Raw genomic sequence first — 15,306 nt, 5'->3', positions numbered from 1 at the left:
AGGCCCCGCCATGACCGACAATACAGAAAACACCGGTGCGATGCAGGTCGACGTGACCCTGGTGCGCCAGCTCGCCGAACTGCTCGACACCACGCAGCTGACCGAGATCGAAGTCGAGGACGGTTCGCGCCGGATTCGCGTCGCGCGCAAGGCCGCCCAGGCCGCACCCGTCGCGCACTACGCGCCGTCGCCCGCTCCGGCCCCCGTCTCGGCGCCGCTGTCGATCCCGCAGGCCGAGGTCGGCGCGTCCGCTCCCGCGATCAGCGCAAGCGCGGTCAAGTCGCCGATGGTCGGCACCGTCTATCTCGCCGCCAACCCCGAGGCGAAGCCGTTCTCGACGGTCGGCCAGAAGGTCGCTGCCGGCGACACGCTGCTGATCATCGAGGCGATGAAGGTGATGAACACGATCGTCGCGCCATCGGCTGGCACCGTGACCGCGATCCTGGTCGAGAACGGCCAGCCGGTCGAGTTCGACCAGCCGCTGGTCGTGGTGGAATAATGCCGCAAATCAAGAAGCTGCTCATTGCGAATCGCGGCGAGATCGCGCTGCGGATTCACCGTGCCTGCCACGAGATGGGCATCAAGACGGTCGCGGTGCACTCGACCGCCGACGCCGACGCGATGCACGTGCGGCTCGCCGACGAGGCGATCTGCATCGGACCGCCGTCCGCCGCCGACAGCTATCTTAACATCCCGAACATCATCTCGGCCGCCGAGATCTCGGGCGCGGACGCGATCCATCCGGGCTACGGCTTTCTCAGCGAGAACGCGCAGTTCGCCGAGATCGTCGAGCTGCACAACATCCTGTTCGTCGGTCCCAAGCCCGAACACATCCGCACGATGGGCGACAAGGTCCAGGCCAAGCGCACCGCGGGCGCACTCGGGTTGCCGCTCGTCCCCGGCTCGGACGGCGCGATCAGCGACATCGCCGAGGCCAAGCGGATCGCCGAGGACATCGGCTATCCGGTGATCATCAAGGCGGCATCGGGCGGCGGCGGTCGCGGGATGAAGGTCGTCAACGATGCCGACGATCTCGAGACGCAGATGCAGCAGGCCGGCAGCGAGGCGAAGGCCGCGTTCGGCGACGCCACCGTCTACATGGAAAAATACCTCGGCAATCCGCGGCATATCGAATTCCAGATCTTCGGCGACGGCAACGGCAACGCGATCCACTTGGGCGAGCGCGACTGCTCGTTGCAGCGCCGCCACCAGAAGGTGCTCGAGGAAGCGCCCTCGCCGATCATCACCGCCGAAGAACGCGAGCGGATGGGCGGGATCGTCGCTAAGGCGATGGCCGACATGGGCTATCGCGGCGCGGGGACGATCGAGTTCCTGTGGGAAGCGGGCGAATTCTACTTTATCGAGATGAACACCCGGCTCCAGGTCGAGCATCCCGTGACCGAGATGATCACCGGGCTGGATCTGGTTCGCGAGCAGATCCGTGTTGCGGAAGGCCATCCGCTGACGTTGCGGCAGGAAGACGTGCAGTTCCGCGGGCATGCGATCGAGTGCCGGATCAACGCCGAGGACCCACGCACGTTCGCGCCGTCGCCGGGGCTGGTGAAGGTGTATCATGCGCCGGGCGGGATGCATGTCCGCGTCGATAGCGGGCTGTACGCCGGGTATCGCGTGCCGCCTTACTACGACTCGATGATCGCCAAGCTGATCGTCTACGGGACGACTCGGCAGGGTGCGTTGCGGCGGTTGCGGCGGGCGCTGGAGGAGATGGTGATCGAGGGCGTCACGACGACGATCCCGCTGCACCGTGCTCTGCTCGACGATCCTGAGTTCCAGGAAGGCGCGTATACGATCAAGTGGCTGGAAGAGTGGTTGGCCAAGCAGGGGGCTTAGCCGTCTGACGTCCCCCCTCCCTGGAAGGGAGGGGCGGGGGTTGGGTCGGCCGTGGGGCTGGCCGGACGTTCCCTCGAAACCGACCCACCCCCTGCCCCTCCCTTCAAGGGAGGGGAGTTTTGACGGAGCATTCGTGAAGGCGACGATCTACCACAACCCGCGTTGCTCCAAGTCCCGCGAGGCGCTCGCCTTGCTGCAAGAGGTGGGGGCGGACGTCACGATCGTCGAATATCTGAAGAACCCGCCGTCCCGGTCCGAGCTGGTCCGCCTTTACGACCGCGCGGGCATGACACCGCGCCAGGGTCTCCGCATGGCCGAGGATGGGGCGAAGGCGGTCAAGCACGGTGACGCCGAGGCTATCCTCGATGCGATGATGATCGACCCGCTGCTGATCGAACGCCCGCTGGTCGAGACCGACAAGGGCGTCCGGCTCGGCCGCCCGATCGCATGGCTGCACGAGATCCTGTGACCGCTTCCCCTGCCCTTGCATTGCGCACGCACCTACCGCGTGCCGCAATTTCAGGCAGCAAGATCGACGATATTCCGTGGTTGCCCGAGAGGGCCGCGGCTGGCACGCTTGGTGCAAGGCGCCCGCAAGGGCGGACGGCTCGCTCGCAAGGGCGAAGGTTTCAACAATCGGGGGCGTACCTGTGAAAAAGATCGAAGCCATCATCAAGCCGTTCAAGCTGGATGAGGTCAAGGAAGCGCTGCACGAGATCGGCGTGAGCGGCATCACGGTGACCGAGGCCAAGGGCTTCGGCCGGCAGAAGGGCCATACCGAACTGTACCGCGGCGCCGAATACGTCGTCGACTTCCTGCCGAAGGTGAAGCTCGAGGTCGTCGTCGAGGACGGGCTCGCGCAGCGCGTCGTCGAGGCGATCGCCGCGGCCGCGCAGACCGGCCGGATCGGCGACGGCAAGATCTTCGTCATCCCCGTCGAGAGCGCACTTCGCATCCGCACCGGCGAGCGCGACGACGACGCAATCTAGCTTCCGGCCACACATACGGCGTTGACGGCGCGTGATGAGATCGTCATTTGACGCGGCGCAACATTGTGTGGAAATCCAGTTCCATACAGCAATTAGATTCCCCCGCACCGCGTGGGCAATCTCCTAAACGAAGGGCAAGCATCATGGCGAATTCGGCCTCCGACGTTCTCAATATGATCAAGGACCAGGAGATCGAGTGGGTCGATCTGCGGTTCACCGATCCCAAGGGCAAGTGGCAGCATCTGACGATGGTCGCGAGCCTGATCGGCGAAGACGAGCTGACCGACGGCCTGATGTTCGACGGTTCGTCGATCGAGGGCTGGAAGGCGATCAACGAGAGCGACATGACGCTCAAGCCCGATCTCGACGCGGTCTATGTCGATCCGTTCTCGGCCACGCCGATGATGATCCTGATCTGTGACATCGCCGATCCGTCGACCGGTGAGCTGTACGCACGCGATCCGCGCTCGACCGCCAAGCGCGCCGAGGCGTATCTGCTGACCACCGGTGTCGGCGACACCGTGTATGTCGGCCCCGAAGCCGAATTCTTCATGTTCGACGACGTCCGCTTCGAGAACAGCTATTCGACGAGCTATTACAAGATCGACGACATCGAGCTCCCGGGCAATTCGGGGCGCGAATATGAGGGCGGCAATCTCGGTCACCGTCCGCGTGCCAAGGGTGGGTATTTCCCGGTCGCACCGGTCGACTCGGCCGTCGACATTCGCGGCGAGATGGTCTCGACGATGATCGAGATGGGCCTGCCTTGCGACAAGCATCACCACGAAGTCGCAGCCGCACAGCATGAGCTGGGCCTGACGTTCGGCACGCTGACGCAGACCGCGGATCGCATGCAGATCTACAAGTACGTCGTCCATCAGGTCGCCCATGCGTACGGCAAGACCGCAACGTTCATGCCGAAGCCGATCAAGGAGGACAACGGCTCGGGGATGCACACGCATTTCTCGATCTGGGAAGGCAAGACCCCGCTGTTCGCCGGCAACGGCTATGCGGGCCTGAGCGACATGTGCCTGTATTTCATCGGCGGCATCATCAAGCATGCCAAGGCGGTCAACGCGTTCACCAACCCGTCGACCAACAGCTACAAGCGCCTCGTCCCCGGTTACGAGGCACCGGTTCTGCTCGCTTACTCGGCGCGCAACCGCTCGGCATCGTGCCGTATTCCGTACGGCACGGGCCCCAAGGCCAAGCGCGTCGAAGTGCGCTTCCCGGACGCGCTGGCCAACCCTTATCTTGCCTATGCAGCGCTGATGATGGCCGGCATGGACGGTATCCTGAACAAGATCCATCCGGGCGAGGCGATGGACAAGAACCTGTACGACCTGCCCCCGGCAGAGCTCGCACAGGTCCCGACCGTCGCGGGCTCGCTCCGCGAGGCGCTCGACTGCCTGCTGGCCGATCATGACTTCCTGCTGAAGGGCGACGTGTTCTCGAAGGACCAAATCGAAAGCTATGTCGAGATCAAGCACGCCGAGGTAGCGCGCTGGGAGATGACGCCGAGCCCAGTCGAGTATGACATGTACTACAGCGGCTGAGCTGCCGTGCCGGCAGCGGTGCGCGAGAGCGCACAGCCGCTGTCGGCCGGCGTCGCGGGTAGCGACGACCGACGGCGTGGCTTTGCCACGGCGCTGAGTGAAAAGAGGGCGCGCGGAGCAATCCGGGCGTCCATTTTCGTAAACCCTCTCCTGCAGGGGGAAGGTGGCTGGCGCAGCCGGACAGAGGGGTATCTCCCTTTTACGAAGTGCGGATACCCCTCCGTGAGCCAAGAGGCTGCCACCTCCCCTTGCAGGGGAGGATCACGTTGCAGGCGCCCCCTTCCGTCATTCCCGCGCAGGCGGGAACCCATACTGGCTTACCATGCGATAGAAGCGCGAGCGGTCGAGGATATGGATCCCCGCCTGCGCGGGGATGACGATGGGGTTGGGAATGACGAAAAGGTATGGGCCCAAGTGCGTCCGCGCCGAGCTTGTTTCCCCGCGAAGGCGGGGATCCAGTCTGGGCTCCCGCCTTCGCGGGAGAACAAGAACGGGTAGCATCGGTTAACTTCGCTCGCTGGGTTCGATTGATCGACCGCTCCCGCCACCCATATCCCTAACAAGAGCCCCCCAAAAAAATCCAAGGAACACCCGTGACCGAAGACAGCGGCAACAGCGCCGGACGTGCGATCCCGAGCGGCCGCCTCGCCCGCCTTGGCGTCTTCGGCAAACTCGCGGGCGGGGTCGCCGGCGGGGTCGTTGCCGAGGCAGCGCGCCGGCTTGCCAGCGGCGAACGCCCCAGGATCGGTGACCTCCTCCTCACCCCCGCCAACGCCACCCGCGTCGCAGACCAGCTCTCCCACCTGCGCGGCGCGGCCATGAAGCTGGGACAAATGATCTCCATGGATGCCGGCGACATGCTCCCGCCCGAGCTTGCGACTATTCTCGCACGGCTGCGCAACAACGCGCACCACATGCCGCCGCAGCAGCTCGACCGCGTGCTCGCCGCCGAATGGGGCAAGGACTGGCGTCGCCGCTTCGCGCATTTCCAGGCACACCCGGTCGCTGCCGCTTCGATCGGCCAGGTTCACCGTGCCCGCCTGCCCGACGGCACCGAGCTGGCGATCAAGGTCCAGTATCCCGGCGTGAAGGAGAGCATTGACGCAGATGTCGACAACGTCGCGACGCTGCTCCGCGTGTCGGGGATGCTGCCCAAGTCGCTCAATATCGCGCCGCTGCTCGACGAGGCGAAGAAGCAGCTTCACGAGGAAGCCGATTACCTCCGCGAGGCGCAGATGCTCGCGCGCTACGGCGAATTGCTCGCCGATCAGCCGCAGTTCGTTGTCCCCGCTCTCCATTCCGATCTCACCACGCCGCGCGTCCTCGCGATGAGCTTCGTCACCGGCGTACCGGTCGAAACGCTGGAGACCGGGCCGCAGGATGTCCGTGACCGCGTGATGCACGACCTGATCTCGCTCGTGCTGCGCGAACTGTTCGACTGGCGGCTGATGCAGACCGACCCGAACTTCGCCAATTATCGCTGGCAGCCCGAGACCGAGAAGCTGGTCCTGCTCGATTTCGGCGCCGCCCGCCCCCTCCCGGCCGAAACCGGCGAAGGGTATCGTCGCCTGCTCACCGCGGCGCTGGCGGGCGACCGCGACGCGGTGCGCGAGGCCGCCATCGCTGCCGGGTTCCTCGGCGAAGCGGCGGTGCTGCAACACCGCGCGCTGGTCGACCGGATGATCGACGTGATCCTTGCAGAACTCGCCAAGCCGGGTCCGTTCGACTTCGGCGACCGCGCGTTCGTCGGGGTCCTGCGCGAACAGGGCACCGAGATCGCGCGCGACCGCGATACGTGGCACCTGCCACCGATCGACACGCTGTTCGTCCAACGCAAGATCAGCGGCACCGCGCTGCTCGCCGCGCGGTTGAAGGCGCAGGTCGACGTCCGCGCGATGGTCGCCGCCTATTGCGTGGACGATCGATCTTGACGCCTATCGCAACCGAAGCGCCTTTCGGACCGCGTCCCAGCTGACATATTTGAAGTTCTGCGTGGCGGGGGCGTTGTCGCCGTCCTGCGCTACCAGCAACCCATGTGGATAGGCCGGACCGAAATCGCCGAGCATCAGGTCGATGCCGTCGGTATCGCTGGTCCCGTCGATCGTGCCGCTTCCGATGCGGAAGCGGCCGGCATAGGTGACGCCCGGCAGACGGTAGAGCGTGTAGGCGTTGTCGCCCTGGCTCGACACGACGAGATAGCCGCCGCTCTTGCCGGAGGGCGCAAGCGCGAGGCCCTCCGCGTCGGCGACCAGCGTCTTGCCGTCGACCTTGGCGATCGGGGTTGCGATCGACGGTGCGGACGGATCGGCGTCGAAGCGCCAGAGGCCGACATCTTCTTCCGCGACGTAGAGTTGCCCGGTGCGATCGTCGACGACGCAGCCTTCGGACTGGGTGCCGAGCTTCATCGAGCGGACCGTCGTGACCTTTGGCGATGTCCCGGACAGATCGATCGCCACCTGATCGATGCGGCCATCCTTCAGCACGACGAAGCCGAACAGCGCCTTGTCGCTGGCACGGGTCCAGAGGCACATGCCGTACGCCTCGCCCGCGCCGACCGGGAAGCGACCGAGCGGCACAAGCTTTGCCGCCGCCGTATTGAGCGTGAACAGCGACACATGCGCGGTAGACACATCGGCGCGGTCGCTGGCGGCGGCGATCACCCGCCCGCCGAGATCGCGCAGGTCGACATTGTTGAGGCGGGCGGCGGGCGTGAAGCTCAGTCGCTTGCCAGCCAGGCTGTAGACATGGATGCCGGCCTTTTTGTCGGTGCCGATGACGAGGCTCTTTGCCGGATCGGCAGCGTTGCGCCAGATCGCGGGGTCGTCGGCGGCATCGGCGGCGGTGTCGACCGGATCGGTCTCCGCGGCCGCAGCGACCATCGGTGCCACGACTTCGGTCGGTGCCGAGGTCGTCGCGCAGCCCGCGAGTAGCAGCGCGGCCAACGAAAGTATCCGCATCAGAACGTTACCCGCACGCCGCCGGTGTAACGCCGGCCGAACGTCTCATGCTCGATCGTGTAGGCCGGCGTGCCGACATAACGACGGCCCGGACCGTTCAGGAGATTGGCGAAATCGGCATAGATCTCGAAATTCCCGTTGATCGCGTAGCGGACCGATGCGTCAAGTTCATTGTCCTTGGCCCAATAGAAATCGCCGCCGTCGACACCGCGGACGACGCCGCCGACGTCCGCGACCGAACCGATCGCGTCGAGCCATGCCGAGCGGTTCTGGTATGAGACGCGGGCCGAGAAGCCGTATTTTTCGTAATAGCCGATCAGATTGTAGATCGCGTCGGATGCACCGGGCAGCGGCACCTTCCGCGACGGGATATCGCCCGTGCCGGGCGTGTCCGCGCGGCTCTTGTTGATCGTCGCGTTGAGCTGGATGCCGAAGCCACCCATCCAGTCCGGCAGGCCGAGATCGGCGGTAAACGGGTCGAGCTGCTGCTGGATCGCGCCCTCGATACCCATGATATAGCCCTTGCCGCCGTTCAGGACGGTCGAGAACTGATATTGCGAACGATCGCTGCCGCCGCTGTTGAGGATATTACTGCCGAAGGTCTGCACCGAGTCGAACAAGACGTTGGTGACGTCCTTGTAATAGGCGCCGATCGACAGGAAGCCGCGCGGCATCGTGTAATATTCGACATAGGCGTCGATGCCCTTGGCCTTTTCGGGTTTCGCGTCGGGGTTGCCGCCGGACACGGTCAGGTTGGCGTCGTTGTACGTCAGGTTCGGACGAAGCTGATCGTAATCGGGCCGTGCGGCGCCAGTGTTGAACGACAGACGCGCCTTCATCCGGTCGTTGACGTCCCAGTTGAGGTGGAGGCTCGGATAGACGAGCGTCTGGCTCGATTTCGCCTCGACCGGCGTCGCCACGCTGGTCGCCGCGTCGATCGAGAAGGCGCGCGCGTCGTTGCGGATATGCTCGACCCGGGCACCGCCGACGATGCTGCCCCAGTTGGTCGTCGTGGTGGCCATCGCATAGGCCGAATAGACCCGCTCGCCGACCTCGTAGAAATTGGCGTCGACCGGCTGGTAGCTGGCGACGCTCCTGGCCTGATCGACCAGCCCGAGCACCTTGTCGCGGTCGAAATACTGGAAGGTATAGCCGAGCGGGATTTCGCCCTGGAACCCGCCGGGTTTGGCGATCGCGGAATAGTTGGTGGAGATCCCCGCGGCGGCGAACTGCGCCGCGCTGTTGATGTCGAGCAGGTTCTCGTTCGCGGTCTTGGTGCGGTCGTCATAGCGGACGCCGGCGGTGAACACCGTCTGCGCGCCGAACAGCGACGCCTCGCGGCTGATGTCGAGCTTCGCGGTGTAGGCCTCGGTCACGTCCTGCGCCTTCAGCGAGCGGAGGCGGGTCAGCGACGTCGGAAAATCCTCGATCGCGGTCACCTGTGCACCGCGCGAGAACGTACCGTCGGCGTTGCGGATCGTGCGGAACAGCTGGACCTTGGCAAGCTGCGGGTCGGTCAGGTCATAGCCGACGGTCAGCCGGTTGGTGGCGTTCGCGAAGCTCGGGCTCTCGTAGTTCAGCTGCGCCGGTTGGGTACGGTCGTCGATCGAGCGCGTGAAGTTGCCGCGCCATGCGACCTTCCACTCGCCGAGTTCGTGATCGCCGCCGACCGTGTTGGTGAACACCGACTGCTTGTATTTGCGCACCGTGAAGTTCGCGTTGAGATCGACGCCGTAGACCGTGCCTAGCAACGGCGTGTTGCCGGTGCAGACGTCGGCATAGCCGGTCGTGCCTGACGCTGGCCGTGCGTTGACGGTGCAGGCGGCGCTGCCGGTCGGCGCACGCGACTGCTGATCGTCGAGATCGAAGATGTAGTTGTTACGCTGCTCGTCGTCCGCGAACGCCGAGTAGATCGTCTCCGCGAACAGCTTGTGGCCGGGCGCCGGGCGCCAGTCGAGCCGGGTCGACAGCGAATAGTTCTTCCGCGTCAGGCGATACAGCTTGTTCTCGGTCTCGCGCGCCCAGTTGCGCGTCTGATAGCCGGGGCGCTTGTCTTCCTTGACCGCCTCGAAATCGGTCTCGAAATTGTCGGTGACCATGCCGCGGCGGTACAGGCTGGCGGACGAGACGATGCCGAACTCGCCGATCCCGGTGTCGATCCGGTCGGAGACGACGAGCGAGCCCTCATATTCGGTCTTCTTGCCGAGTTCGACATAGCCGAGGCCACCCTTGGCCTGCACCTTCATGCCGGGATAGTCGAATGCGGAGCGGGTGATGATGTCGACATTACCGGCGATCGTCTCGCCGGTCATGTCGGGGGTGACGGCTTTCCGCACGACGATCTGCGAGGCGATCGCCGACGGGATCGAGTCGAACCGGGCGTCGCGACCTTCGGGGCTGACGACGTTGATGCCGTCGATCGACAGCGTGGTCCAGTTGATCGGGGCGCCGCGCAGCGTGATGTAGCGCGCCTGGCCCTGGTCGCGCTGGACGCCGACGCCGGGGAGGCGGCTGACCGCCTGCGCGACGTTCTGATCGGGCAGGCGACCGATCGAATCCGAAGCGATGACCGAGACGAGCGACGGGCTGGTGCGCTGGATCTGGAGTGCGGCGGCTTCGGATTCCGCGATCGGGCGCGAGCCCGAGACGACGATCTCGTCACCCTCGCCCGCGGTCGCGCCCGTGGCGGTCGTCATCGCCACGTCGAGCGTCACGGCGGCATCGGCAACGGTCACCGTCCGGCGCGCGTCGGGAAAACCGACATAACGGATCACGAGTTCGTGCGTACCCGCAGGGACGCCTACCAGCGAGAACCGCCCGGTACGATCGACCACGGTCGACAGTTCGAGCGCGGGGATCGAGACCGATGCGCCATCGAGATAGTCCCCGCTGCCCGCCTGGGACACGGTGCCGGTGATCGCGCCGGGTGCGCGCGGCGCGCCGACCGGCGTTGCAGCGTCGGGACGCGCATGGGCGCTCGCAACGGTAAGCGGGATCAGCGCGCAGCCGGTGAGCAGCGCATGCGCAAGGACGCGACCGCGAACGCGGGTCGACAGGTTCGATTTCATGGTATTCCCCCGGGTGGTCCCGACTTCTTCAGCCGGCTTGGGAGGCGCGGTAGCTGCCGCGCATGGCAGCGCCGTTACGTCAGCATGACAGCACCATGACAGCTGCTTCGGCCGCCATCCGACCGCACCGTCATAGTGCGCAGCGCGTGGAAGCGGCAGGCTGGTACGGACTCACGCAAAGCCTGTCCCGAGCCAAGCCGAAGGCGCAAGGAGGCTAGAAGAATGGGTTCACGCGGAGACGCGGAGACGCGGAGGTGCTGAATACGGGACCAACGGTCCCCCTCATCATCGACATCCGAAGTGTTACGCGACGGTCGTACCGCGCGGGACACCTCCGCGCCTCCGCGCCTCCGCGCCTCCGCGTGAACAAACCTTCTTCGCGCCTTCGCGCCTTCGCGTGAACCAATCTTCTTTCGTGAGCAACGCTCGGATCAAGGCAGGAGCAGCGTGCTTCCCCAGGTCTCGCCGCTCTCGACCGCGCGATGGGCTTCCGCGGCGTCTTCGAGGGCGAAGGTCTGGCCGATCTCGGGGGTGATCGCGCCGCTGTCGAGCATCGCGAACATGCGGGCGATGCCGGCCTGCCTCTCCTCGGACGTGACGTAGTAATCGAACAGCGTCGGGCGGGTCACGAACAGCGAGCCCTTCCGCGCCAGGACGCCGATGTTGACGCCGTCGACCACCCCGCCGGCATTGCCGTAGCTGACGATCAGGCCGCGCCGCGCCGCGCTGTCGAGCGAGGCGTTCCACGTCGCGCCGCCGACGCCGTCGAGCACTATTGGCACGCCCTTGCCGTCGGTGATCTCGCGCACCCGCGCGGCGATGTCCTCGGACTTGTGGAGGATGACGTGATCGGCGCCCGCCTTGCGGGTCCGCTCGGCCTTGTCCTCGCTGCCGACGCTGGCGATGACGGTCGCGCCGATCGCCTTCAGCCAGCCGACCAGGATGTGGCCGACACCGCCCGCGGCCGCGTGGACGAGGACGGTCTGGCCTGCCTGTATCTTGGCGCAGCGCTCGACCAGGAACTCGGCGGTGGTGCCCTTGAGCAGCATCGCCGCGGCGGTGCGGTCGTCCAGCATGTCCGGCAGCTTGAAAAGGTCCTTGGCGGGAACGTTGCGCTCGGTCGCGTAGGCGCCGCGCGATGGGCCGAAGGTGCCGACGCGGTCGCCGGGCGCGAACCCCGTCACGCCCTCTCCGACCGCCATAACCACGCCCGCCGCCTCACTGCCGAGCCCCGAGGGCATGTCGACCGGGTAGACGCCGCTGCGATGGTAGGTGTCGATATAGTTGAGGCCGACCGCGGTGTTGCGCATCCAGACCTCGCCCTTTGCCGGCGGCGGCAGTTCGACGTCATGCCACTGGATCACCTCGGGGCCGCCGGTCTTCTCGATGAATGCCACTCTCGCCATGCCGGCCTCCTGATGAAATCTGCCCCCACACTACGGCATGCGTTTCGGGTTGCAACCGATCGGCGGCGAGCCCATTCCTTCGCCCGATAAAACGTAGCGACACGATGCGGAGAGGCATGATGAAAAGCTATTTGCAGCAGTATATCGACGGCGCTTGGGTCGATAGCGAAGGCGGCACCGTCTATCAGGTGATCGACCCGTCGACCGAGCAACCCTGCACCGAGATCACGCTCGGCACGGCCGCCGACGTCGACAAGGCCGTCGCGGCGGCACGCTCCGCCTTCGAGAGCTGGAGCCAGACGAGCGTGCAGGAGCGGCTTGATGTGCTCGGCCGGATCATGACCGAATACAAGGCGCGGATGCCCGATCTGGCGAAGGCGATGTCGCAGGAAATGGGCGCACCGATGGCGCTCGCCTCGATGGCGCAGGCGCCCACGGGCCTCGCGCATTTCTCCGCGACCGCGAAGGCACTGGCGGCGTTCGAGTTCTCGGAGGTCATCGGCAAGGCGACCGTAGTGCACGAGCCGCTCGGCGTCGTCGCGATGATCACACCGTGGAACTGGCCGCTGAACCAGATCTGCGCGAAGGTCGCGCCGGCGCTGGCGGCGGGCGACACGATGATCCTGAAGCCGTCCGAGGAGGCGCCGTCGTGCGCCGTGATCCTGGCGGAGATCATGGATGCGGCAGGCGTACCGGCGGGGGTGTTCAATCTCGTCAACGGCGACGGTCCGGGGGTTGGCGCGGCCCTGTGCGCGCATCGCGACGTCGATATGGTGAGCTTCACCGGCTCGACCCGCGCGGGGATCGCGGTCGCACTGGCAGCGGCACCGACCGTGAAGCGCGTGCATCAGGAGCTTGGCGGCAAGGCGGCGAACCTCGTGCTGGAGGGTTCCGATCTCGCCACGGTGCTACCGCCGACGGTCGCGGGGGTGCTCGCCAATTCGGGCCAGAGCTGCATCGCGCCTACCCGGCTGCTGGTACATGCGAGCCAGGTTGCCGAGGCGACCGCGATCGTGAAGTCGATGATGGAGCAGACCAAGGTCGGCGATCCCGCCGAGATGGGCCAGCATATTGGCCCGGTCGTCAACAAGGCGCAGTTCGACAAGATCCAGGGGCTGATCCAGTCCGCGATCGACGAAGGTGCGACCTTGGTGACGGGCGGCGTCGGGCGGCCGGACGGGCGCAATGCGGGATATTACATCCAGCCGACGTTGTTCACCGACGTGCGGCCGGACATGCGGATCGCGCAGGAGGAAACCTTCGGCCCGGTCGCTACGATTACCGCGTATCAGGATCAGGACGAAGGCATCCGCATCGCCAACGCGACGGAGTACGGACTGTCGGCGACGATCTCGGGCGACCCGGCGGCGGCGGCGAAGGTCGCACCGAAGTTGCGCGCGGGGCTGGTGACGATCAACTCGTGGAGCCCGGACATCGGCGCGCCATTCGGTGGCTACAAGCAATCGGGCAACGGCCGCGAGAACGGGCGCTACGGCCTGACCGACTTCATGGAGGTGAAGACGATCACCGGTCTGCCGGGTAATGTGCGCGAGGGCAAGCCGGCGGAAGCTGGGGCCTGACCCTGCAACCCTCCGTCATCCTGACGAAAGTCAGGATCCAGAGCCGATGGGACGGCGCGCGTAACTCTGGATCCTGACTTTCGTCAGGATGACGGGTGACTCAATGCATCGGCCAGACCGCGACGATTAGCGGGGTGCCTACCAGCAACACCAGCAGCGACAACGGTGCGCCGAGCCGCGCGTAGTCGCTGAACCTGTACCCGCCCGGCCCCATCACCAGCGTGTTGCACTGGTGTCCGATCGGCGTGAGGAAATCGCACCCCGCCCCGACTGCCGTCGCCATCAGGAACGCCTCCGGCCGAAACCCGAGATCGCCGGCGAAGGTGGCGGCGATCGGTGCCATCACCAGCACCGTCGCGGCGTTGTTGAGGAACGGCGTCACCGCCATCGCCGCCGCCAGGATCAGCGCGACCGCGCCCCAGGGCGGCAAGGTTGCCGCGGTCGACGACAGCCACGTCGCGATCACCTCCGACGCGTCGGTGGTACGCAGCGAATCACTGACCGGGATCAGCGCGCCGAGCATGATCAGGATCGGCCATTCGACATGGTCGTACGCCTCGCGCACCGGCAGCACGCCGGTCGCCATGATCAGCCCCGCCGCGGCGAAGAACGCGACCGCGACGGGCACGAACCCCAGCGCGGTCGCACTCATTGCCACCGCGAGGATGGCGATCGGTAGCCAGCTACGCTTCGACACGCCGAGCCGCATCTCGCGCTGCGCCAGCGGAAGACAGCCGAGATCGCGCAGTTTGCTCGGCAATTGCTCAAGCGGCCCTTGCAACACCAGCACGTCGCCGGCGCGGAGTTCGGTGTTGGCGAGACGGCGGGAGAGGTGCTCGCCCTGCCGCGAGATCGCGATCAGATTGACGCCGTAGCGTGCCTGCAACGCGAGCCTTGCGGCAGTGCGCCCGACGAGCTGTGAGCCGACGTTGATAACCGCTTCGATCACGCCGACCTCGTCGTCGTCGTCCTCGTCGGCCTTTTCGCGGTCCTCACCTTCGAGCTTCAACCGGTCGCGCGCGATCACGCGTTCGAGCGCATCGGGTTCTCCGCCGAGGATCAGCGTGTCGCCGGCGCGCAGATGCGTGTGGTCGTGCGGTGCGCTGCGCATCCCGGCGCGGAGGATTCGCGTGATCGTCACCTCGCGGTCGTGGCGGTCGAGGAACGCATCGACCGTATCGTCGACCGCGGGAGACCCCTCCGGGATCATCGCCTCGGTGATATAGCCCTTGATGTCGAGCGCCTCGCCCATCGTCGCTGCCGCCCGGCGATCGCGGGGCAGCAGCCGGTAGGCGAACCGCAGATAGATCAGCCCCATCAGCGTCAGGCCGAGCCCGACCGGGGCATAGTCGAACATCCCGAACGGATGCCCGGTCATCTGTTCGCGCACGCGGCTGACGATGATGTTGGGCGACGTGCCGACCAGTGTGATGAGCCCGCCGAGCAAAGATGCGGACGCCATCGGCATCAGGAAGACCGAGGGCGACGTATCGTTCTTCTTCGCCATCTGGAACGCGGCGGGCATCAGCATCGCGAGCGCGCCGATGTTCTTGACCAGCGCGGAGGCGAACCCGACCGACGCGGTCAGCAGCAACAGTTGCGAGCGGACCCGCGTCACGCGCTTGGCGAACTTGGCCAGAGCACGTTCGATGATTCCCGAGCGCTGCACCGCCGCCGAGATCACCAGCGCCGAGCCGACGATGATGACGATGTCGTCGGAAAAGCCCTTGAACGCGTCCTTCGGGCTGACGATGCCGAGCGCGATGCTGGCGAGCAGCGCGAGGATCGCGGTGACGTCGTAGCGAAACCTGCCCCAGATGAAGAGCGCCATCATCCCGAACAGCGTGGCGATCGAGAGATACTGGGGAACGGTCATCGGGTCTCCGCATGTGGACCCAT

At 66.0% G+C, this 15,306-nt stretch carries 11 protein-coding genes; 7 read left to right on the top strand and 4 right to left on the bottom strand.

The window, feature by feature from the left end; translation table 11 throughout:
- The first annotated feature begins 10 nt into the window (after positions 1-10).
- The 6 genes from accB (at position 11) to QFZ54_RS03340 (ending at position 6,327) form a co-directional block, all read left to right on the top strand.
- The gene (gene accB / locus QFZ54_RS03365; protein WP_307084407.1) at positions 11-499 is read left to right on the top strand and encodes an acetyl-CoA carboxylase biotin carboxyl carrier protein; all 489 of its coding nucleotides are present in this window, start codon (positions 11-13) and stop codon (positions 497-499) included.
- Positions 499-1,851, top strand: a complete 1,353-nt coding sequence (accC, locus tag QFZ54_RS03360) for an acetyl-CoA carboxylase biotin carboxylase subunit (RefSeq protein ID WP_253072259.1) — start codon at positions 499-501, stop codon at positions 1,849-1,851. The genes accB and accC overlap by 1 nt, the downstream gene beginning before the upstream one ends.
- Before the next feature lie 133 nt (positions 1,852-1,984).
- Positions 1,985-2,320 (top strand): arsenate reductase family protein, encoded by a 336-nt coding sequence (locus QFZ54_RS03355; RefSeq protein WP_307084404.1) that lies wholly within the window; start codon positions 1,985-1,987, stop codon positions 2,318-2,320.
- Between the two features lie 181 nt (positions 2,321-2,501).
- Positions 2,502-2,840: a P-II family nitrogen regulator gene (locus QFZ54_RS03350; protein ID WP_055875939.1), complete on the top strand. Its 339-nt coding sequence runs from the start codon at positions 2,502-2,504 to the stop codon at positions 2,838-2,840.
- Between the two features lie 143 nt (positions 2,841-2,983).
- Positions 2,984-4,396, top strand: coding sequence for a type I glutamate--ammonia ligase (gene glnA, locus QFZ54_RS03345; RefSeq protein WP_307084394.1), 1,413 nt, complete (start codon positions 2,984-2,986; stop codon positions 4,394-4,396).
- Between the two features lie 593 nt (positions 4,397-4,989).
- Positions 4,990-6,327 carry an ABC1 kinase family protein gene (locus QFZ54_RS03340; RefSeq protein ID WP_307084392.1) on the top strand — a complete coding sequence of 446 codons (1,338 nt, stop codon included), beginning with the start codon at positions 4,990-4,992 and terminating at the stop codon, positions 6,325-6,327.
- A gap of 3 nt (positions 6,328-6,330) precedes the next feature.
- Here the strand turns inward: QFZ54_RS03340 and QFZ54_RS03335 are convergent, their stop codons facing one another.
- From QFZ54_RS03335 to QFZ54_RS03325, 3 genes are all read right to left on the bottom strand, one after another.
- Entirely contained in the window at positions 6,331-7,353 is a 1,023-nt protein-coding gene (locus tag QFZ54_RS03335; protein ID WP_307084389.1) for a phytase, read from the bottom strand.
- Positions 7,353-10,421, bottom strand: a complete 3,069-nt coding sequence (locus QFZ54_RS03330; RefSeq protein WP_307084387.1) for a TonB-dependent receptor — start codon at positions 10,419-10,421, stop codon at positions 7,353-7,355. Before QFZ54_RS03330 ends, QFZ54_RS03335 begins: the two co-directional genes overlap by 1 nt.
- A gap of 431 nt (positions 10,422-10,852) precedes the next feature.
- The gene (locus QFZ54_RS03325) at positions 10,853-11,827 is read right to left on the bottom strand and encodes a quinone oxidoreductase family protein (RefSeq protein ID WP_307084385.1); all 975 of its coding nucleotides are present in this window, start codon (positions 11,825-11,827) and stop codon (positions 10,853-10,855) included.
- A 119-nt stretch (positions 11,828-11,946) separates the two neighbouring features.
- Here QFZ54_RS03325 and QFZ54_RS03320 point away from each other — a divergent pair, with 119 nt between their 5' ends.
- Positions 11,947-13,407, top strand: coding sequence for an aldehyde dehydrogenase family protein (locus QFZ54_RS03320; RefSeq protein ID WP_307089244.1), 1,461 nt, complete (start codon positions 11,947-11,949; stop codon positions 13,405-13,407).
- 100 nt (positions 13,408-13,507) lie between these two features.
- Here the strand turns inward: QFZ54_RS03320 and QFZ54_RS03315 are convergent, their stop codons facing one another.
- The gene (locus QFZ54_RS03315) at positions 13,508-15,283 is read right to left on the bottom strand and encodes an SLC13 family permease (RefSeq protein WP_307084384.1); all 1,776 of its coding nucleotides are present in this window, start codon (positions 15,281-15,283) and stop codon (positions 13,508-13,510) included.
- Positions 15,284-15,306: the final 23 nt, after the last annotated feature.

Source organism: Sphingomonas faeni (genome assembly GCF_030817315.1).
Lineage (GTDB): Bacteria > Pseudomonadota > Alphaproteobacteria > Sphingomonadales > Sphingomonadaceae > Sphingomonas > Sphingomonas faeni_C.
The sequence above is the reverse complement of the archived record's forward strand: the minus strand, read 5'-3'. Positions and strand labels throughout refer to the sequence as shown.